The organism is Pseudoalteromonas sp. SCSIO 43210, from assembly GCF_054133285.1.
This window is the reverse complement of record NZ_CP087225.1, coordinates 2,327,387-2,346,735: the sequence shown is the minus strand read 5'-3', so window position 1 is coordinate 2,346,735 and position 19,349 is coordinate 2,327,387. Positions and strand designations below refer to the sequence as shown.

General features: G+C 39.6%; 21 protein-coding genes. 11 read left to right on the top strand and 10 right to left on the bottom strand.

The genetic code is table 11. The features are described 5' to 3' along the window. The first annotated feature begins 100 nt into the window (after positions 1 to 100). Both LOS73_RS10075 and LOS73_RS10070 read left to right on the top strand, forming a co-directional pair. On the top strand, positions 101 to 724 hold the full coding sequence (locus LOS73_RS10075) for a hypothetical protein (protein WP_002962846.1): 624 nt from the start codon (positions 101 to 103) through the stop codon (positions 722 to 724). Continuing rightward, positions 724 to 1,491, top strand: a complete 768-nt coding sequence (locus LOS73_RS10070; RefSeq protein WP_457934916.1) for a DUF3307 domain-containing protein — start codon at positions 724 to 726, stop codon at positions 1,489 to 1,491. Before LOS73_RS10075 ends, LOS73_RS10070 begins: the two co-directional genes overlap by 1 nt. Positions 1,492 to 1,761: 270 nt before the next feature. Here the strand turns inward: LOS73_RS10070 and LOS73_RS10065 are convergent, their stop codons facing one another. Together LOS73_RS10065 and LOS73_RS10060 are read right to left on the bottom strand one after the other, a co-directional pair. Then, positions 1,762 to 3,156 carry a DEAD/DEAH box helicase gene (locus tag LOS73_RS10065; RefSeq protein WP_024595752.1) on the bottom strand — a complete coding sequence of 465 codons (1,395 nt, stop codon included), beginning with the start codon at positions 3,154 to 3,156 and terminating at the stop codon, positions 1,762 to 1,764. A 201-nt stretch (positions 3,157 to 3,357) separates the two neighbouring features. Beyond that, entirely contained in the window at positions 3,358 to 4,197 is an 840-nt protein-coding gene (locus LOS73_RS10060; protein WP_008172584.1) for an isopenicillin N synthase family dioxygenase, read from the bottom strand. Positions 4,198 to 4,730: 533 nt separating this feature from the next. On the opposite strand from LOS73_RS10060, the gene LOS73_RS10055 reads away from it, so the two are divergent. Next, complete coding sequence (locus tag LOS73_RS10055; protein WP_457934915.1) at positions 4,731 to 5,933, top strand: bifunctional alpha/beta hydrolase/OsmC family protein; 1,203 nt, start codon at positions 4,731 to 4,733, stop codon at positions 5,931 to 5,933. Positions 5,934 to 5,993: 60 nt separating this feature from the next. Here LOS73_RS10055 and LOS73_RS10050 read toward each other — a convergent pair whose 3' ends face one another. Both LOS73_RS10050 and LOS73_RS10045 read right to left on the bottom strand, forming a co-directional pair. After that, entirely contained in the window at positions 5,994 to 6,512 is a 519-nt protein-coding gene (locus LOS73_RS10050) for a hypothetical protein (RefSeq protein WP_197184202.1), read from the bottom strand. Between the two features lie 12 nt (positions 6,513 to 6,524). Continuing rightward, on the bottom strand, positions 6,525 to 7,280 hold the full coding sequence (locus LOS73_RS10045; RefSeq protein ID WP_457934914.1) for an alpha/beta hydrolase: 756 nt from the start codon (positions 7,278 to 7,280) through the stop codon (positions 6,525 to 6,527). A 129-nt stretch (positions 7,281 to 7,409) separates the two neighbouring features. Here LOS73_RS10045 and LOS73_RS10040 point away from each other — a divergent pair, with 129 nt between their 5' ends. Continuing rightward, complete coding sequence (locus LOS73_RS10040; protein WP_007377991.1) at positions 7,410 to 7,733, top strand: hypothetical protein; 324 nt, start codon at positions 7,410 to 7,412, stop codon at positions 7,731 to 7,733. A gap of 72 nt (positions 7,734 to 7,805) precedes the next feature. Here the strand turns inward: LOS73_RS10040 and LOS73_RS10035 are convergent, their stop codons facing one another. The 3 genes from LOS73_RS10035 to aspS form a co-directional block, all read right to left on the bottom strand. Further along, complete coding sequence (locus tag LOS73_RS10035) at positions 7,806 to 8,402, bottom strand: pentapeptide repeat-containing protein (RefSeq protein ID WP_138488811.1); 597 nt, start codon at positions 8,400 to 8,402, stop codon at positions 7,806 to 7,808. A 14-nt stretch (positions 8,403 to 8,416) separates the two neighbouring features. Next, positions 8,417 to 8,647 (bottom strand): hypothetical protein, encoded by a 231-nt coding sequence (locus LOS73_RS10030; protein WP_002959972.1) that lies wholly within the window; start codon positions 8,645 to 8,647, stop codon positions 8,417 to 8,419. A gap of 119 nt (positions 8,648 to 8,766) precedes the next feature. Continuing rightward, a complete protein-coding gene (gene aspS, locus LOS73_RS10025; protein ID WP_182675658.1) occupies positions 8,767 to 10,545 on the bottom strand; it encodes an aspartate--tRNA ligase in 1,779 nt (592 codons plus the stop codon). A 247-nt stretch (positions 10,546 to 10,792) separates the two neighbouring features. On the opposite strand from aspS, the gene LOS73_RS10020 reads away from it, so the two are divergent. Then, entirely contained in the window at positions 10,793 to 11,641 is an 849-nt protein-coding gene (locus tag LOS73_RS10020; protein WP_002959975.1) for a DUF72 domain-containing protein, read from the top strand. A 24-nt stretch (positions 11,642 to 11,665) separates the two neighbouring features. After that, entirely contained in the window at positions 11,666 to 12,163 is a 498-nt protein-coding gene (locus LOS73_RS10015; protein ID WP_033040716.1) for a M48 metallopeptidase family protein, read from the top strand. Here the strand turns inward: LOS73_RS10015 and LOS73_RS10010 are convergent. Together LOS73_RS10010 and LOS73_RS10005 are read right to left on the bottom strand one after the other, a co-directional pair. Further along, a complete protein-coding gene (locus tag LOS73_RS10010) occupies positions 12,154 to 12,978 on the bottom strand; it encodes a hypothetical protein (RefSeq protein WP_165744146.1) in 825 nt (274 codons plus the stop codon). The two genes, LOS73_RS10015 and LOS73_RS10010, sit on opposite strands and share 10 nt — an antisense overlap. A gap of 169 nt (positions 12,979 to 13,147) precedes the next feature. Next, entirely contained in the window at positions 13,148 to 13,834 is a 687-nt protein-coding gene (locus tag LOS73_RS10005) for a DUF3334 family protein (RefSeq protein ID WP_008139103.1), read from the bottom strand. Between the two features lie 117 nt (positions 13,835 to 13,951). Between LOS73_RS10005 and cmoA the strand changes: the two genes are divergently transcribed. From cmoA to LOS73_RS09980, 5 genes are all read left to right on the top strand, one after another. Further along, positions 13,952 to 14,677 carry a carboxy-S-adenosyl-L-methionine synthase CmoA gene (gene cmoA / locus LOS73_RS10000; RefSeq protein ID WP_007378000.1) on the top strand — a complete coding sequence of 242 codons (726 nt, stop codon included), beginning with the start codon at positions 13,952 to 13,954 and terminating at the stop codon, positions 14,675 to 14,677. A gap of 12 nt (positions 14,678 to 14,689) precedes the next feature. Continuing rightward, positions 14,690 to 15,658, top strand: a complete 969-nt coding sequence (cmoB, locus tag LOS73_RS09995; RefSeq protein WP_457934913.1) for a tRNA 5-methoxyuridine(34)/uridine 5-oxyacetic acid(34) synthase CmoB — start codon at positions 14,690 to 14,692, stop codon at positions 15,656 to 15,658. Positions 15,659 to 15,848: 190 nt separating this feature from the next. Then, positions 15,849 to 16,901, top strand: a complete 1,053-nt coding sequence (gene purM, locus LOS73_RS09990) for a phosphoribosylformylglycinamidine cyclo-ligase (RefSeq protein WP_007378002.1) — start codon at positions 15,849 to 15,851, stop codon at positions 16,899 to 16,901. Next, positions 16,901 to 17,548, top strand: coding sequence for a phosphoribosylglycinamide formyltransferase (gene purN / locus LOS73_RS09985; RefSeq protein ID WP_149615403.1), 648 nt, complete (start codon positions 16,901 to 16,903; stop codon positions 17,546 to 17,548). The genes purM and purN overlap by 1 nt, the downstream gene beginning before the upstream one ends. After that, positions 17,502 to 18,299 (top strand): DUF3108 domain-containing protein, encoded by a 798-nt coding sequence (locus LOS73_RS09980; RefSeq protein WP_457934956.1) that lies wholly within the window; start codon positions 17,502 to 17,504, stop codon positions 18,297 to 18,299. Before purN ends, LOS73_RS09980 begins: the two co-directional genes overlap by 47 nt. Positions 18,300 to 18,342: 43 nt before the next feature. Here LOS73_RS09980 and LOS73_RS09975 read toward each other — a convergent pair whose 3' ends face one another. After that, positions 18,343 to 19,107 (bottom strand): class II glutamine amidotransferase, encoded by a 765-nt coding sequence (locus LOS73_RS09975; protein WP_008139108.1) that lies wholly within the window; start codon positions 19,105 to 19,107, stop codon positions 18,343 to 18,345. Between the last annotated feature and the right edge of the window lie 242 nt (positions 19,108 to 19,349).

The window sequence follows — 19,349 nt, the reverse complement described above, 5'->3', positions numbered from 1 at the left end:
GTGTACCTTGCAATTTATATTTAAGTAACCTAAATTAGTCACATACCCTTATGTAACCAATATTGGTTACATATTAAAAAGTAACCATTTTGAGATTTTTATGATTGGTGTGATCAGCGGCGATATTATTAAATCGCAAACAATCCCTAAGCAGCAATACGATGCCATGCTTTACCAACTAGAGCAAAGTTTACGAAATATTTCGGGGGAGCAAACACTTTGGAATATATACCGAGGCGATGCCTTTCAGTTACAAGTTAATAATCCTCAGCTCCTTTTTAAAAATGCCTTACTTGTATATTTACACCTTAAATCGTCAGGTTATGAACTACGACAAAGCTTAGCGCTTGGGCAAATAGATAACCCACGCAGCGATATAAAAACAGCAACCGGTTCTGCTTTTACTCTTTCGGGGCAAGGCCTTGATAAAATAGGCAATCAACGCTTTGTTTTTAATATTAACGAGCAGCAGCTCGATGAAAGCTTAAATCTTAATTTAGCTTTTGCCGACGTATTGCTCACTAAAATCACACAAAAACAAGCAAATGCCCTGTATGTCTATTTAACATCACCAGACAACAGCCACGCGGCATTGGCTAAAGAGCTTAAAACAAGTCGCGAAAATGTAACCAAACTACTCAATTTAGCGCACTACCAACTTATAGAGCGCTTTATTAAGCACACACAACACGTTATAAAAAATATAATTAAAGGAGGTGAATAATGGAATTTTCACTTTTACTGGTCGCGCTTATTATTGGCCACTTACTCGCTGATTTTTACTGGCAACCTATGAGTTGGGTAAACGACAGAAATACCCGTCACTTTAAAGCCAGTAAGCTTTATTTTCATGTACTAGTGCATGGTGTAACAAGTGCACTAGTACATGGTGTAACAAGTGCACTCATTATTACCGTGTGGGAATACACATTCGGGTGGCAGCAACTAAGCAGTGTTTTAATTGCCACGGCGAGCATTATGCTGAGCCATTACTTTATTGATATAGCTAAATCGTATTCTAATAAAGGCGTGGTGCCTTTTTTACTAGATCAAATAGCGCACATACTCGTTATTATTGCGCTCAGTATTTGGCTAACTGATAACAATAGCTTTATGGCTGCAATTAATAATATGCTCACTGATCCCAAAATACTGTGGGTGGTATGCGGTTATTTAATTATTTTAAGTCCTAGCGCCGTATTTATAAGAATGATGTTAGAGCGTTTAACAAGTAACTTTTCAAGTACTGGTAGCTTACCGCTTGCAGGGCAAAGCATAGGTATGCTTGAGCGCGTACTTATGCTGAGCTTTATATTGCTTGACCAATTTGCAGGGCTTGGTTTTTTACTTGCGGCAAAGTCGGTATTTAGGTTTGGCGATTTAAGTGCAAGCAAAGATAAAAAACTTACCGAGTACGTTATGCTTGGCACACTACTTAGCGTAAGTGTTACTTTATTTGTAGGCTTGGGCATTAACTATTTAATCAGCTAATGACAAATTACAGGCAATAAAAAACGCGCTGCTTCTATTTATTCAAAAGAAGAGAGCGCGTTTTTTGTATCAGCATTTAACTAAATTAATTATACCAATTCGCTTAATTAAGTGATCTATTTTGAGGGTGGAAAAACGTGTTGATAGCTAGGCAAAAAAATCGCTATTTAGTTGTTCTAAATGAGAATTTTTTAACGCAGGTAGCGACACGTTTAGCCCCGCAAAATGATTAAGTATTATTGCGGATTGGTATAAACGCCAATATGATCATTAATCGTTATTTGTGCGACGACGGCGTTGGCCATTACCGCCAACAGATTCACGCTTTGCCCATGGGTTTTGCGCGCTGTCATCTGTTTTAGCTGCTGGCTTTTTAGAACCACCACGGCGTGGGCCGGTACCATTTCCACCATTGTTCGGCTTTTTGCTGTTAGGCTTGCTGCTATCAGATTTAGGTTTATTAAAAGGCTGCTTTTTCTTAGGCTTTTTAGCCGGTAGAGGGCGAGCATCTAATGCGCGCTCTGCTACTGGGTTAATAGGCTCAAAACCATCTTCTTCAGCACGTGGAATAAGCTCACCAATAAAGCGTTCAATACCGTATAAATCAACAGCATCATCAACCGTTACAAACGAAATCGCATGACCCGACGCTCCAGCACGGCCTGTACGGCCAATACGGTGAACGTAATCTTCATATACATTTGGTAAGTCGTAGTTAACAACATGCGGTAATTCAACAATGTCTAAACCACGTGCAACAATGTCTGTTGCTACTAGTACGCGTACTTCACCACTTTTAAAACCATCAAGTGCTTTAACACGTGCGCCTTGTGATTTATTACCATGGATAGCCGCGCCTACAATGTCATCGCGCTCTAGTTGTTTAACTAAGCGGTTAGCACCGTGCTTTGTACGGCTAAACACTAATACTTGTTGCCAATCGTTAGTGCGAATCAAGTGGCTTAGCAATGCTGTTTTACGTGTTTTATCTACCGCGTAAACGCACTGAGTAACACTTTTAGCTGTAGTATTTTTTGCAGCAACTGAAATTTCAACAGGATCATTAATTAACCCTTTTGCTAGTGCACGAATTTCATCTGAAAATGTAGCCGAAAACATCAAGTTTTGACGTTTAGCAGGCATTTTAGCAATTAAGCGTTTAATGTCATGAATAAAGCCCATGTCTAACATGCGGTCAGCTTCATCGAGTACAAGCACTTCAACGCTATCAAATTTAACTGCATTTTGATTATGTAAGTCGATTAAACGACCCGGCGTTGCTACTAAAATATCAACACCTTTACGAAGACGCTGCATTTGTGGGTTAATTTTAACGCCACCGTAAACTACAAATGAGCTCACATCCGAATGCTTAGCGTACTCTTCAACGTTTTCGCTTACTTGCAAAGCAAGCTCACGCGTAGGCGTTAAAATAAGCGCACGTACGTGATTACTTTTAGCTTTAGGGCCCGACGACAAACGCTCAATAAGTGGCAATGTAAAACCCGCTGTTTTACCTGTACCTGTTTGCGCTGCTGCCATAACGTCACGGCGTTCAATAATTGCAGGAATTGCTTGAGCCTGAATCGGCGTTGGCGTTTCATAGCCCTTTTCTAAAACCGCATTAACCAAAGACTGTGATAAACCTAAACCTTCAAAACTCATATAAACTCTCTTTTAAATAAGGCTACATTAGCCAGTTGCGCGCATTATACCTGTAGTAGCTAAGAATGCATGCCATTATTTACGTTGCAGGCAATTGAGCATAGTTTATTAAAATTAAACCTGTGATTAAGTTGCTTAAAAATGCAAAAAACGGCCATAGGCCGTTTTTTTGTTTATACTTAATTACTCTAAGTATAAGAGTTACTTAACACCGAGCTCGCGCAAGCGTTCTTGCAAGTAGCTATCTGCCGTGTAGCGCTCTGAAAGCACAACATCTGGATGCGGGTGTAAAAATAACGGTAATGAAATACGCGATTTAGTAGATGCTTTACCCGTTGGGTTAATTACACGGTGAATTGTCGATGGGAAATACCCGCCCGACGCTTCTTGTAGCATGTCGCCGATATTAATAATTAAGCTGCCAAAATCACATGGCACGTCTAACCAACCGCCATCTGTTTTTTGAACTTGTAAACCAGGCTCATTAGAAGCTGGTAATACAGTTAATAAATTAATATCGCCATGGGCTGCTGCGCGAATAGCACCAGGCTCTTCATCACCCGTCATTGGTGGGTAATGTAGGATACGTAACAATGTTTGCTCAGAATCGGCAATCATGTCTTTTAAATCAATCGAAAACTTAGCACGTACATCAGCTGGTGCTTCAGCCTGAACCCAGCTTAATAATGTGCCAGCAAATTCACTTGCTAAACGGTAGTATTCACGTACATCAGCTTCAAGCTGGGCAGGAACGCGACCTTTAGGGTACACATGAAAGTACTCTTTAATGTCTTTTATTGTAAAGCCTTTCGCTACTTCTGATACTGAAGGCGGAAAGTAACCGTCTTGAGTTTCTTTAGAGAATAAAAAGTCGTGCTTTTGCTCTGAGTTAAAAAAGTCTTGCCAATTTTTGTAAATAGACTCAACTAAAGACTGTGGGATTGGGTGGTTTTTTAAAACGCCAAATCCAGTATTTCTTAACGATTCAACAAATTGTGCAGCCGCATCGGGAGCTTTATAATCAACAGTAGGTAATTGCATTGTACGTTCCAGTGAATAGGTTGTGTGAAGTGAGTTGCTTTTAATAGTGCTAAATTACTTATATAAAGTAGCAAAGCCTTCATTATAGCGCTATGTGAGGATAGACAAATGACCTCAAAAACATAAGGACATATGTCCGCAAGGCATAGTCACTGTCACTTTGCTTGATCAAGATCAACTAATAAAAAAACGTTGAATTTGCAAGGTTTAGTAACTATCTCTGATCTACTAGGGCGTGCTGACCTTTGGTGGGTGAATTTGCAGCAGACTGTTTGGTATTTAAGCAAGGCAGAGCCTATGATGTGTGGTTGTTCCCCATAAATAGGCGATAACGCAGCATAAATGCCAAACATGCGCTACCCTTTGGGTTCTTTCTAGGGACGATTAACTCTTTGTTGCTCGGTTTTTACTTAGTCCACTAGGTTACAAACCTCGCGCCGCGATTTAATCGCCCCTAGATTGAACAAATTTCAATCCACAACGGTCAACACGCCCTAATATAATATATTTTATTTGTGTAAATAAGGCTCCCCATGCGACAAAAAGTATCTTTTAAAAGCGGCGATTTAGAACTTGCCGGCCAACTTGAACTTCCCTCTGGTGACGTTAAGTTTTACGCGCTATTCGCACACTGCTTTACATGCAGTAAAGACATTGCAGCAGCTACACGGATTAGCCGTGCACTCACACAACAAGGTATCGCCGTACTACGTTTCGACTTTACCGGTTTAGGTAATAGTGATGGCGACTTTGCTAACAGTAACTTTTCATCAAACATTCAAGATTTAGTATCTGCGGCAAATCATTTACGTGAGCATTTTGCTCCGCCGCAACTACTCATTGGCCACAGTTTAGGCGGCGCTGCGGTACTTGCTGCTGCTGAGCATATTCCTGAAGTATCGGCTATTACAACCATTGGCGCACCGTCAGATGCGCAGCACGTAGCGCATAACTTTGAAGCACACCTTGATGAAATTAACGCAGCAGGTGAAGCTAAAGTTAACTTAGCTGGTCGTGAATTTACCATTAAAAAGCAATTTATTGACGATATAGCCAAGTACGATAAAAGCCACATAAGTAAACTTAAGCGCGCATTATTAGTAATGCACTCCCCTATTGATGCGACTGTAAATATTAGTGAAGCTGAAAAAATTTATGCATCAGCTAAGCATCCTAAAAGCTTTATTAGCCTAGATAACGCCGATCACCTTTTAACAAATAAAAACGATGCCGACTACGCTGCACAAATAATTGCAACGTGGGCAAACCGTTATGTTAAGTACGACAAAACTAAATACACGGCAAGTTTAACGGGTGGTAATGTACTTGTTGAAGAAAAAGACCATGTATTTACTCAGCACGTAAGTACAAAAGATCATACTTGGCTTGCAGATGAGCCAATAAAAGTAGGCGGTAAAAACTTAGGTCCCGATCCGTATCATCACTTATTAGCGGGGCTTGGTGCCTGTACGGCAATGACATTGCGCATGTACGCTACACGTAAAAAATTACCACTGGAGCATGTTAAAGTAGAGCTTGATCACACTCGCGATTACAACAAAGATTGCGACGATTGTGAGCAAACAGGTAACCTTGAAGCCATTACCCGTAAAATCACCTTACGTGGCGACTTAACTGAGCCAGAGCGTCAGCGTTTACTCGAAATAGCCGACAAATGCCCAGTGCATAAAACACTACACAATAACCCAGTTATTGTAAGTGAACTGGTAGAATAACTGCCGTGAAATTAATATAGCGCAGGTAACACTGCGCTATGCTTTTAAATATAAGATTGATTAAAATTTATTAAAGAATTGTATAGCTTCAATATTAACCAAAGCTGTAGGATCACACGTATACTCAAATTCTTCCATCTGCTCAGTACTGTGCTTATTCGGTGATGAGAGAATTGCGGACTCTGGGGCATAAGCTTTTAAGAGAACACCTCCTGATTCAATTGCGTTTAGACCACTACCAAACATCTCTGCAACACTTTGCAAAGGAGTCCAACAGAAACCAATCTTATTTTGATCATATAAAAATTGGCACTCACCACGATATAGTACCAATGCTTTCCCGGTGTATTTTGGAAGAGTCAACTTTAAGACACTGAGTAAGAGTTTATCATTTGAAAGCTTACGCCTTAATTGCCCTCCGTTCTCAGTCCAAATAAGATGAACTTTATCTTTTTTAATATGTAACTCGTCATATGATCTTAATATAAATTTAAAAGCTTCTGTCCAAATTGAACCTTTGAGATCACAAGTATAAATGCCAGTTACAAATTTACGGCCTACTTGCTCATATAATTCCATTGTTACTCGCTCCTAAAGCTTATTAGTATCTAAAAACGCCTCTACTTCTTTACTCATTCTATCCACCAGCCATTTTGGTCCACCATCGTACATATCGTTATGGCGCGATTTTTCTATTAGTGTTTGTGTAACAGGAAACTTATCCAGCTCTGAATCATTTAACAGCACATCCGCATCAGCTGGGTAATCACTACCGCGTAGAGTAAGTACGCGAATGTTTTTATTGCGCGGGATCAACATGCGGCGATGATCAAGCGTAATAATTTGGCTAACTTCGTTTGGATAAATAGAGCCATATAATGCGGAAATATCCCCGCCGTTTGAGTGCCCAAATAAGGTGAGTTTTGTAAAGTCGTATGCTGGGTATTTACTCGATAGCTCATTAACTAAAAACTTAAGCGTTACTACGCCACGATGCCAGTTTTCCATGCGAGTTGTTAAGTAAGGCTGCTCACGATTAAGGTCAGGGTCGGTTTTTAATTCATGTGCAACTGCTACTGTTAAGTATCCGCGCTGACTAAACGCATTACTGGCAAACGTATACCCGTTATGGCTAATCCCGTAACCTGCGTTAATAAACGCTACAGGGCATTTTACTTGTTCAGTGCACTTAGCATTGTTACTTGGTAGTGTGATATTGATAGGAATAGTGCGATTACGGCTTTCATCAGTTATAACACCATCGTTTGCATAGCTTGTTGCGCCTATTACTGATGTACTTAGAGCTAGTGCGCTTAATATAAAAAGCTTTTTAAGTGTTTTTTGCATATTTAAATTTATATAAATTATTGTTTTTAATTAAAAATAACTTTTACTTCATAGGTTTGCATTCTCTATTGTCAAACTATGCGATAATAGCTGCCATTGTTTAAATATATTTAGTAAAAGATCCAATAAATGAAATCATACAATAGCATTCAAGAACGTATAGAAATTTTAGAAGACAAACTAACTGCAATACATGACGAAATCGAAACACTAAAAACCCCTGCTAAAAACAACAATGAACGTATTATTTTTAAGTTTATTGAAACAGGCAGCACAGGTAAAACGAAGGATTTTGTTCGTGAGTTAGGTATTAAATCACCACGTGACGGTTTGTTTTCGTCAGGTGACGTTACAAAACTAATTAAAGATGGCGCTGAAGATATTTCACCAGCGTTATTAGCAATCGCAAGACAGCTTGCCAGTGCACGTAATAAAAATGGCCCTAGCCGTTAATTACGCAGTCGCGCAGTATCTAGAAGCCCAGCCAAGCTGTCGCTTCTAGATATGTAATCATATTAAACTAAATTAATCACATAGTTCTATATTAAGGCTGGTAAGCAAATTTAGTGCTTCGAAGCGATCAAACTTAGCATTCGCTAAAATATTATTATTTAAATCTATATTAAATGCTGTAGCACCTACAAAATCACATTTTGTTAAGTTAGTTTGAAAAAACTCACTATCGCGAAAATCTGTTCCTGTAAATTCACTACCGCTTAAATCTGCATGTCTAAAATCAACATTTTTGGCAAAGCAGTGTGTTAGTTTGAGGGCTTTGAGGGTTAATTCAAAAAAAGAACTATTACTGAGCTCGCAATAATTAAAACTCACCGGTGCGTTAATACTAAGCGCTGGCCAATCTACGTCAGTCCATTGCAGACTATTTAATTTACAGTGGCTAAAACTTACATCTTCAAGCGAGCTGTAGTTCCATTTAAGTGACGATAAATTACAGTTTTTAAAGTTGCACTGTATAAATCGGCAATTTTTAAACTGCCCGCCTGAAAAGTCGCAATCGGTAAATGTGCACTCTTCAAACTCAGAATTTTCAGTTAGTTGCTCTTCGTGCAGCAAAGCATTAAATTGCTCGTCGAAGTAGTGATTATTATTTGAAATTGACACTATTAACCTAGTTTTTAATGGGCATAGACGCTATTTTTAGGTAAATCTTTTTTAAGCGCAAGCACTGCAATAAAAATCAAAGCAAATAGTGGAAATAGCGCTAAACAGCCACCCACAAAAGCTAAAACCCCCGGCATAGTACTTTTACGCTTACCTATTTTGTAGCTAATTACAGCAAAAATAGGAATACTCAGCACAATAAAAAAAACTAAGAACTCACCAAATAAGGTTGCATTGATCGACATAATAATTCCTTTTTCGTCTGTTCGGTTAAAATACACTCTGCTGCAAATTTAACCACAAAAAAACCCTTAAGCATATAACTTAAGGGTTTTTAAATTTAGCTCAATAAGCTAAATAAAAATTACTCTTCGCTAGGTATCGCTTTTTCCACAACACTAATTGCAAGCTCAGCTAACGAATCCATATTAGGCTTACTAGGCGCGTTAGTTAATAAACACGACGCTTGTGTTGTTTTAGGGAAAGCAATAACGTCACGAATGTTATCGGTACCACATAAAAGCATTGCTAAACGGTCAAGACCAAATGCTAAACCAGCATGTGGTGGTGTGCCGTATTTAAGTGCATCAAGTAAAAAGCCAAACTTGTCTTGTTGCTCTTGCTCGTTAATACCTAAAATTCTAAATGCAGTTTCTTGCATATCTGCATTATGAATACGTACCGAACCGCCACCCACTTCGTAGCCGTTCAATACCATGTCGTAGGCATCTGAAATAGCCGCAGCAGGGTTTGCTTCAAGCTCACTTGCAGTAATATCTTTTGGTGCAGTGAATGGATGATGCACAGCATGTAATGTGCCTTCGTCATCTTCTTCAAACATTGGGAAGTCTACAACCCAAAGTGGTGCCCAACTATTAAGGTTAGTGATTTCTAAGTCAACACCAATCTTAACGCGCAGTGCGCCCATTGCTTCATTTACTGTATTGCGCTTATCGGCACCGAATAAAATAATATCGCCAGACTGTGCATTAGTACGCTCAAGTAATTTTGTGATTACGTCTTCGCTTAAAAACTTAGCCACTGGTGATTGAACACCCTCAGCGCCTGCAGTGTGGTCGTTTACTTTCATCCACGCCATGCCTTTAGCGCCGTAAATACCAATAAACTTAGTGTAATCGTCAAGCTGTTTACGAGAAAGCTTAGCGCCACCCGGTACAGTTAATACAGCAACACGACCTTTTTCGTCGTTAGCCGGACCTGAGAAAACATTAAACTCTACGTCTTTAACTAAATCTGCAACATCAACTAATTTCATTGGGTTACGTAAATCTGGCTTATCAGAACCGTAAAGGCTCATTGCCTCGCTGTAAGGCATGATTGGAAAATCGCCTAAATCAACGTTTAACAATGTTTGCCACATCTCGCGGATCATTTTTTCAGTCATACCACGTACTTGATCAGAGCTCATGAACGAGGTTTCTATATCTATTTGGGTAAATTCTGGTTGACGATCGGCACGTAAATCTTCATCACGGAAACATTTAACAATTTGGTAGTAACGGTCAAAACCCGACATCATCAACAATTGCTTAAATAACTGTGGAGACTGTGGTAAAGCGTAAAAACTACCTTTATGAACGCGGCTTGGCACTAAGTAATCGCGTGCGCCTTCTGGCGTTGCTTTAGTAAGTACAGGTGTTTCGATGTCTAAAAAGCCGTTTTCATCTAAAAAGCGACGAACAAAGCTGCTTGCTTTAGCACGTAATTTAATACGGTCACTCATTTCGAGACGACGTAGGTCTAGGTAGCGGTATTTTAAACGACGCTCTTCTGAGTTTACTTGGTTAAAATCAAGCGGTAATGGCTCAGAGCGGTTAATAATTGTAAGCTCAGTACCTAAAACTTCAATTTCACCTGTTGCCATGTCTTTATTTACTTGGCTATCAGGGCGTGCACGTACAGTACCTTTTAGCTGAACACAAAATTCTTGGCGAAGTGTGTTAGCTGAACTCATTAACTCTTCAATGTCAGAGTCGAATACAACTTGTACTAAACCTTCTCTATCGCGTAAATCGACAAAGATAAGTCCACCAAGGTCACGTCGTTTGTTGATCCAGCCACATAGTTCAACTTCTTGATCTACGTGAGTTTTATTTAGCTGTCCGCAATATATAGAGCGCATAGTTTTCCTGTCAGATAAAAGGCTTAAACGGTTATATTTATTTGTTTTAAGGCGTGTGATTTAAAAAACAGGTCACCACAATACAAATAAAGCCGCTAGCAATCTAAAAATAATCAAATTAAGCCCTGCATTATACCCAAGTAGTATTAAGATGCTAGGGCGTGTGCCGCTTTTGCCCCTGAATTTACAGCAGCTCGTTTTGTTATTTGCTACACTATCGCCACTTTATAATAAGGCGCTAGTTTGTATGTTATATATTGGATGCCCGCAGTGGTCGAGTAATGCATGGAAAGGCAATTTATTTTCAAGCCAATGTAAAAACGCCGATATGCTTAGCCAATACGCCCAACACTTTAATTCTGTTGAAGGCAATACCAGCTTTTACGCTGACCCTTCGCCAAGCACCGTATTGCGCTGGGCAAACAGCGTACCCGACGATTTTAAATTTACTTTTAAGTTTAATCGTCGCTTTAGCCACGAGCTGCACCTAACTAATGTTCAAACCGAGCTCACTGATTGGCTTAACTTGTTCTCCCCTATTTTAGAAAAAACCGGGCAAATCATGCTGCAATTACCTAAAGCATTTGGCCCTGGTGACTTACCCAAACTCGCCCAATTTATTAGCCTGTTACCAAAAGAGGTTAATTACGGTGTAGAGGTACGTCATACTGCGTTTTTTCAAAAGGGTGAAGCCGAAATAGCGCTTAACCAATTATTAATGGCAAACAACATAAATCGTATATCGATGGATACTCGCGCCCTATTTGCGGTAAAACCAACAACCGAAGCGCTAATAGATGCACAGCAAAAAAAGCCCCACTTACCGGTACATGCAATAGCTACTGGCTCAGAGCCTATGGCGCGCTTTGTAATAGCCGATTTACAAAACGACTATAAACCCTTTTATAAACCGTGGCTAAGTAAAGTAAAACAATGGCTTGATGAAGGAAAAACGCCCTATGTGTTTTTTCATACGGCAGATAACCGAGAAGCGCCATTATTAGCAAGGCAGTTTTGCAAAGACCTTGGTTATGATCACAAAGCATTAAACCCATTTACTGGCGAAAAAGAAGCCCACCAGCAAGCACTTTTTTAAAAGTAAAACGACAGAGAAACAATAATGAGTGAATACGCACGTTACTTTACCGGCTACCCAGCTAACATTGTTGAGCAAGTATTAAGCCTTATAAATAACAAAAAGGTATGTGACTACTTACTTAAAAAGTATCCGCAAGCACATACTATTACCAGCGATAAACTACTTTATAGCTATGCAACCGAGCTTAAAAAACAGTATTTAAAAAATGCACCACCGTTTGGGCGCGCAGCATTTAAAAAGCAAGGCGATATGGTCACCAACGCACTGGGTACACATACGTATCGAATGCAAGGCAAAACCCGAAAGCACGATTTAGCCATAAATAGCGACTTGCTGCGCGCCCCCGAGCCATTATTAAAAGCGTTAGTGGTACATGAGCTCGCCCACTTTAAAGAAAAAGACCATAACAAAGGCTTTTACCAACTTTGCTGCCACATGGAGCCGAGTTACCACCAATTGGAATTAGATTTAAGGATATTTTGTGTGGTTGTGGCGATGGGAGAGAATCCTTATTTATGAGTACTCTTAGATGCTTTAGCTGGACGTTGGCTAGGAAAGTGATTGAAATATTCTTTTGTATGTTTCAAAGTATTTTGATATTGAAATGAATTTTCATAATTGATTTGGTTAATAATAGTTATATCCAATCCAACGAACATAGGGTGATTATAATCAACCGAAGATTTTAAAACAGACAACCGCGGATCATCAATATACATATGAATAACAAGTCCATCATGATAGAAGCGATATATATTCTCACCTCCATTAATATCCATCTTGTGCTTAAATGGTGCTAAATTGACTGTATGACCTTTTGTAGATAACTGAACCAAGCTAATTGGAAAAATAGCTCTATTATCTTCCTTCTCACCAACTATAATCTGTCTAAGAAGTTCAATGTTTTTTGCATTTAAATTAACTTCACTAAATGCCGAAATTTTTGTTACTGCAGCTCTCCACAAAAGGCTAAGAAAGTATTTTCTAATTAATTTGGGTCTTTGAAATTTTACTAGTCTGAGGCTATTTAGCTGTTTGGCAGAGTTTGCTTTAAATAAATGACTAGACCAAACCAAACCTAAACCTCGAAGCTCCTCAATAGCTAAGGTATCTAAATACGCTAAAATATCTTCACCTTTTTGGGTCACTATATTTGGGTCATACCAGCTATCACTTGCTTTGCCATAAAAGGGTCCGCGATTAGTCACTTTCTTTTCAATAAATTTATTCCCTGAAATGTTTGGCCTAGTTAGGGATTTCGGTATTATGTGCGACTTTACAAACCTCCCAACTTCTTTTGTAAGCTTGCAATCACCGTTTTCCGTATCAGTCATTTAAAATATCCTTACTAATACTAAAGAGAATTTATATTTTGGTTAATAAAAAACGCGATATCAAATCGCGTTTTTATGGGTCGTATCAACCTACTAAAAGCTGATAGCGAAGAGTTGATAGAGCAAACGTTGGGTTTCGTTTCACTCAACCCAACCTACATAAATAAACTTAAAGCCCTAAGCCTGCCATGAAGTCGTCATCGTCGTCATCTTGTCCAGAAGACGCAGCTGCTTTAGATTTTTCAGCTTGTTGTTTGGCTTCATTTTCGATAATGTCATCAGGGTCTATAGCTTCTACAATGTCAAAATCATGTAGTTTAATAAACTCAGTTTTATCCATAGCAAGTTCTAGGTAAAAGATATTTTGCTTACTGGTAGTAAATGTCACGCGACGTGCTTGTGGGCGATCCATCGTGGTATCTACCGATATTTGCACTTGTTTGTTAATTGCCATCATTTTCGGCTGGTTTTGCGTAATAGAAGTGTGTAATTGTTCGCGTACTTTAGATGTAAAGTCGCCAACAATTTGGTTCATTAACTCACCTAATACGTTAGACACATCGTCTGATAAATGGCTATGCGCTATTTCTTCTTCTGGCATCCCCATATTACGCATATAATCGCCATAAATTTCCATTGCTGCTTGCGAGGTGAAGTTAGTAATTACCAATCCGGTAAAACCACCATCAAACAAAACAAAGCAACCAATATCTGGGCGCATACATGTTCGCGTTATTTTTTGTACCATTGCAGAATAGCTAATGCTGTTGCCGCTGGCTGAGGTAAGTACGCCTGTTACAGAATGACACAGGGTTGCTAAAATATCGTCGGTACTAATCACCTTACTTTTACTCATTTAATAATCTCTTTTTGTGCTTATTATTCATAATTCTAGTCAAGCTACTGAATTTATCACTGACTATCCAGTATAAAATGTTAAAATAACACTATTATTTTAAAAGAGACTGCTTTCGTGACCATAAAAGACAGTATTTATGCCTCTGAGCAACAAGTAAAAGATTTTAGCTTTGACCAAAATGTAGTCGAAGTATTTCCCGATATGATTCAACGCTCAGTACCGGGCTACGCAACTATTGTCAGTACAATGGGTAAACTCGCCGGTGAATACGCGCAAAGTAACTCAAATCTTTATGATTTAGGCTGCTCACTGGGCGCCGTAACACTTAGTATGCGCCGTAATATTCGTACCGATAACTGCCATATAATAGCGGTAGATAACTCTCAAGCAATGGTTGAACGTTGTAAGGTACATTTACAAGGTTTTAAATCAGATGTGCCTGTTACTGTTACTTTAGGCGATATTAACGAGCTTGAAATTCAAAACGCCTCGGTAGTAGCAATGAATTTTACGTTGCAGTTTATTCCACACGCGCAGCGCCAAGCTGTGCTTGAAAAAATATATGCTAATTTAAAACCTGGTGGTGTATTGCTGCTAAGCGAAAAAATTAAAGCTGAAAATGAGCAATGCGACAATTTATTGATTGATTTGCACCACGACTTTAAACGACACAATGGTTACTCTGAGCTTGAAATAAGCCAAAAGCGTACCGCCATCGAAAACGTTATGCGCCCAGATACACTAAGCGCTCACTTTACTCGCTTACAAGATATTGGTTTTAGCCAAACTCAAGTGTGGTATCAATGTTTTAATTTTTGCTCAATGGTAGCAATTAAATAAAGAGAGTCATCCATGTCTCAATGGTTTAACCAATTTTACGCATCTATTGCACAAAGCCCACTTAGTCACTGGCTAGAAACACTGCCTGCACAATTAAAACATTGGCAAAACGAGGCTAGCCACGGTGATTTACCTAAATGGCAAAAAGTACTTAAAAACTTGCCTGAGGTTTCAACAAGCCATGTTGATATTTCTACTAAGGTAGAAATTGGCGCACCAGGGGAGATGAGTGATGGCGAGCAAAAGCAAGCCATGCATTTATTAAAACGCATGATGCCATGGCGCAAAGGCCCGTTTAATGTGCACGGTATTGAAATAGATACAGAGTGGCGCAGTGATTGGAAGTGGGACAGACTCCTGCCTAATATTGAGCCATTAAAAGGCCGCACTGTTTTAGATATTGGTTGTGGCTCAGGTTATCATTTATGGCGTATGCGCGGTGAAGGCGCAGAGTTTGTCGTGGGTATTGATCCATCTGATTTATTTTTATGTCAGTTTCAGGCAATTAAACACTACAACCCAGATGAAAACGTACATTTACTACCACTTGGTGTTGAAGCATTACCCGAGCTTAAAGCGTTTGATACGGTTTTTTCGATGGGCGTACTTTATCATCGTCGCTCACCTATCGACTTTTTAGCGCAATTAAAAGCGCAGCTACGCCCAGGCGGCGAACTTGTGCTTGAAACGCTAGTAATTGAAGGTGACGAAAACACAGTATTAGTCCCAACTGATCGCTACGCTAAAATGCGCAACGTTTGGTTTATTCCAAGTACTGCAGCATTAAAACTGTGGATGGAACGCGTTGGCTTTAAAGATGTGCAAATAAAAGATTGCGCTATTACCACGCTTGAAGAACAACGCAAAACCGATTGGATGGAAAACGAATCGTTAATCGACTTTTTAGATCCAAACGACACAAGTAAAACAATTGAAGGTTACCCTGCTCCACTTAGAGCAATATTAACTGCAAAAGCATAGCGGTTAATTTAACGCCTTAAATACTAAAAAAACGCCTGCGGGCGTTTTTTTGTTTATTTAAACAACAAGCAGCGGACAAGTGTCCTTGTTTATTATTTCAAAATTACATTTGCGCTAGCCGCGACCTTGCAATTGTTGTAAAATACGCGCGTTTCTAAGCAACCCAAAACAACTATTTTGAGGAAAACCTGTGAGCGAACAAAAACAGTCTCTAAGCTATAAAGACGCGGGCGTAGATATCGACGCTGGTAATGCACTTGTTGAGCGTATTAAAGGCGTAGTTAAAAAAACTCGTCGTCCTGAAGTAATGGGCGGAATTGGTGGTTTTGGCGCACTTTGTGAAATTCCTGAAGGTTACAAGCAACCAGTATTAGTTGCAGGCACAGATGGCGTTGGTACTAAACTACGTTTAGCAATCGACTTAAAAAAACACGATACGGTTGGTATTGATTTAGTTGCAATGTGTGTAAACGACTTAATTGTTCAAGGTGCTGAACCCCTGTTTTTTCTAGATTACTATGCAACGGGTAAACTAGATGTAGACACAGCAGCTGACGTAGTGACAGGCATTGGCAAAGGTTGTGAAATTTCAGGTTGTGCCCTAATTGGTGGCGAAACAGCTGAAATGCCAGGTATGTATGATGGTGAAGACTACGACATGGCAGGCTTTTGTACAGGCGTTGTAGAAAAATCAAAAATTATTGATGGCACAAAAGTAGCAGCAGGCGATCAGCTTATTGCACTTGCTTCAAGCGGTCCTCATTCAAATGGCTTCTCTTTAATTCGTAAAGTACTTGAAGTGTCAAACGCTGATACCAGCGCTGACTTTGAAGGTAAAACATTAGGCGAAACTCTACTTGAGCCTACGCGTATTTACGTAAAACCTTTACTTGAGTTATTCAAAAACGTTGACGTACATGCGCTTTCGCATATTACTGGCGGCGGTTTTTGGGAAAACATTCCACGCGTATTACCCACTTCAGCAAAAGCTGTAGTTAAAGGTGATAGCTGGCAGTGGCCACCAATTTTTAATTGGTTACAAGAAAACGGCAACATTACTACACATGAAATGTACCGTACATTTAACTGTGGTGTAGGCATGGTTTTAGTCGTCCCTGCAGACAAACTTGAGCAAAGCTTAACAATGTTAAAAGACTTGGGCGAAAATGCATGGCACCTTGGTGAAATTCAAGATGCAGCAGCTGGCGAAGAGCAAGTTGAAATTGTAGGTGGTGCTAAGTAATGGCACCGACTCGTCTGGTAGTTTTAATCTCAGGTAGTGGCTCTAATTTACAAGCCATTATAGATGCCTGCGAACGTGGCGAGATAAACGGGCATATAGCGGCTGTTATTAGTAATAAAGCAGACGCTTATGGCCTAGAGCGTGCAAAACAAGCAGGTATTGCTACAAAAGTGCTCAGTCATAAAGATTTTGACTCGCGCGAAGCATACGATGCGCAATTAATGAACGTTATCGACTCTTTTATGCCAAATCTAGTTGTATTAGCTGGATTTATGCGTATTCTTACTCCTAGCTTAGTGCAAAAATATGTTGGAAAAATGTTGAACATTCATCCATCTTTGTTGCCTAAGTATCAGGGGCTGAATACCCACCAAAGAGCAATTGATGCAAAAGATAATGTTCATGGCGTAAGTGTTCACTTTGTTACTGAAGAGTTAGACGGCGGTCCCGTTATTCTTCAGGCGCAAATACCTGTACTCAAGGATGATACAGCAGAAACATTAGCAAAACGCGTGCATGAGCAAGAGCATGTAATTTATCCTTTGGTGGTCAAGTGGTTCAGTGAACACAGACTTACTATGGAAGCAGATTATGCAGTTCTTGACAAAAAACAACTTCCTGCACACGGCGCGCACTACTCACAATAAAAAAATAAGTGCCCTGTTATTATGTGCGGGCGCTTTACTTCCAACTAGCCTAGTTGCAGGTGAATTGACTCAGTATCAAGCTAACTACGATATTTTACGCAAAGGTAAAAATCATGGCGAGGCTGTTCGTGAGCTCAAAAAAATAAGTGACGACACTTATCAACTCACATACCACAGTAATATTGAGTGGATGATTTTCTCTGACTCTCGTGAAGAAACATCACAGTTTACCTTTAAAGATGGCAAAGTTACTCCGCATCATTACAATATGATCCGCACCGGTACCGGCCCAGATAAAGATTATAAAATTGATTTTGATACTACAAATAAAGTAGTGACTAGCAGCGCTAGCGAATACCCACTTAAGTGCGAATGGACTGATGAATTTCAGGATGCTATTTCATACCAAGTGCAAGTGCGCGAAGGTTTGAAAAAAGGCGAAACGAGCTTTTCATTCCCGCTTATAGACAAAAAAGGTAGCCGCCGCGACTACAACTTTGAAGTTGTTGAAAAAGAGATGATCTCCCTACCTATCGGTAATATAGAAGCCATTAAAGTAAAACGTTTATACGATAACGATAAACGCCAAGCAATTGCATGGTTTGCGCCAGAAATGGATTACATGCTGGTGCGTATGTGGAAAGGCGAAAAAGGTATGGAGCAGTTTGAAGTTCAAATGAATTCATTTACTGTTACATCACCTACAGCTATTGCGCCTGCAACAGCACAACAACCTCAAGAAGCTAACTAAATTTAATTAAACCAAAGTTAAGCTAATATTTAAAATAGGTGGGCTAAATTAGCTCACCCATTTTAAATAATGCAAATTCCCCCGGCTCCATTTTTTGCCAGCGCTCATCATTCGTCAAAGGCCTTGTAGCTATAACTGTTACTACATCGTTTGGTGTGGTCTCTTGTTGAAAATCAACCACCATGTCGGCATCAATCAATGTTGCTTTACCAAATGGCGCACGGCGCGTTATGTAATGTAAGTTATTAGTGCAATACGCTAAAACAAACACCCCGTCGGTCAATAACATATTAAACACCCCTTTTTCACGCAGAGTTTGCGAAAGCTTGGCCGCGTATCTAAAAACCGACGCCATATTACTTGGACGCTTTGGGTATTTTTCGCGAATTTTATCAAGCAACCAACAAAAAGCTAGTTCGCTATCGGTGTTACCCACTGGGCGATAGTACTGCGGTTTTAAATCATGATAATTAGATAGCTGCCCGTTATGAGCGTAAGTAATTTCACGCCCCCATAACTCTCGCGTAAAAGGATGAGTATTTTCAAGGCACACTCTCCCGCGGTTACCTTGGCGTATATGGCTAATAACCGAGACACTTTTAATGGGGTATGCTTTAACGAGCTTTGCAATTTCAGATTGATAACTCGGCTGCGGATCTTTAAAGGTTCTACAGCCTTTACCTTCGTAAAACGTAATACCCCAACCATCTTTATGCGGGCCGGTGTTTCCGCCACGCTCTAAAAGACCTGAAAAACTAAAACAGATATCAGTAGGCACATTGGCTGACATGCCAAGTAATTCACACATTAATAAAATAACCCTCAAAAACCATACATTAAAATAAATAGCGTTATATTTGTGTATTAAGCGTACACTAATTTGCAGCCCACTATAACGGCTATATTTACTTAAAAAGTGTCATTTTACTATTAGATTTATTTATTTTTACGTTAACACTGCTTACGGCTAATGCTTTGACTATACGATAGTTATTAAGCCTTCCTCTATCGGGTAAATAAATATCGTATTTAAGTTACTTTCTACTACAA

Bases quoted from the DNA above. Each gene is read 5' to 3' on its own strand.
- LOS73_RS10075 (WP_002962846.1), top strand. From the start codon at position 101: ATGATTGGTGTGATCAGCGGCGATATTATTAAATCGCAAACAATCCCT.
- LOS73_RS10070 (WP_457934916.1), top strand. From the start codon at position 724: ATGGAATTTTCACTTTTACTGGTCGCGCTTATTATTGGCCACTTACTC.
- LOS73_RS10065 (WP_024595752.1), bottom strand. From the start codon at position 3,156: ATGAGTTTTGAAGGTTTAGGTTTATCACAGTCTTTGGTTAATGCGGTT.
- LOS73_RS10060 (WP_008172584.1), bottom strand. From the start codon at position 4,197: ATGCAATTACCTACTGTTGATTATAAAGCTCCCGATGCGGCTGCACAA.
- LOS73_RS10055 (WP_457934915.1), top strand. From the start codon at position 4,731: ATGCGACAAAAAGTATCTTTTAAAAGCGGCGATTTAGAACTTGCCGGC.
- LOS73_RS10050 (WP_197184202.1), bottom strand. From the start codon at position 6,512: ATGGAATTATATGAGCAAGTAGGCCGTAAATTTGTAACTGGCATTTAT.
- LOS73_RS10045 (WP_457934914.1), bottom strand. From the start codon at position 7,280: ATGCAAAAAACACTTAAAAAGCTTTTTATATTAAGCGCACTAGCTCTA.
- LOS73_RS10040 (WP_007377991.1), top strand. From the start codon at position 7,410: ATGAAATCATACAATAGCATTCAAGAACGTATAGAAATTTTAGAAGAC.
- LOS73_RS10030 (WP_002959972.1), bottom strand. From the start codon at position 8,647: ATGTCGATCAATGCAACCTTATTTGGTGAGTTCTTAGTTTTTTTTATT.
- aspS (WP_182675658.1), bottom strand. From the start codon at position 10,545: ATGCGCTCTATATATTGCGGACAGCTAAATAAAACTCACGTAGATCAA.
- LOS73_RS10020 (WP_002959975.1), top strand. From the start codon at position 10,793: ATGTTATATATTGGATGCCCGCAGTGGTCGAGTAATGCATGGAAAGGC.
- LOS73_RS10015 (WP_033040716.1), top strand. From the start codon at position 11,666: ATGAGTGAATACGCACGTTACTTTACCGGCTACCCAGCTAACATTGTT.
- LOS73_RS10010 (WP_165744146.1), bottom strand. From the start codon at position 12,978: ATGACTGATACGGAAAACGGTGATTGCAAGCTTACAAAAGAAGTTGGG.
- LOS73_RS10005 (WP_008139103.1), bottom strand. From the start codon at position 13,834: ATGAGTAAAAGTAAGGTGATTAGTACCGACGATATTTTAGCAACCCTG.
- cmoB (WP_457934913.1), top strand. From the start codon at position 14,690: ATGTCTCAATGGTTTAACCAATTTTACGCATCTATTGCACAAAGCCCA.
- purN (WP_149615403.1), top strand. From the start codon at position 16,901: ATGGCACCGACTCGTCTGGTAGTTTTAATCTCAGGTAGTGGCTCTAAT.
- LOS73_RS09975 (WP_008139108.1), bottom strand. From the start codon at position 19,107: ATGTGTGAATTACTTGGCATGTCAGCCAATGTGCCTACTGATATCTGT.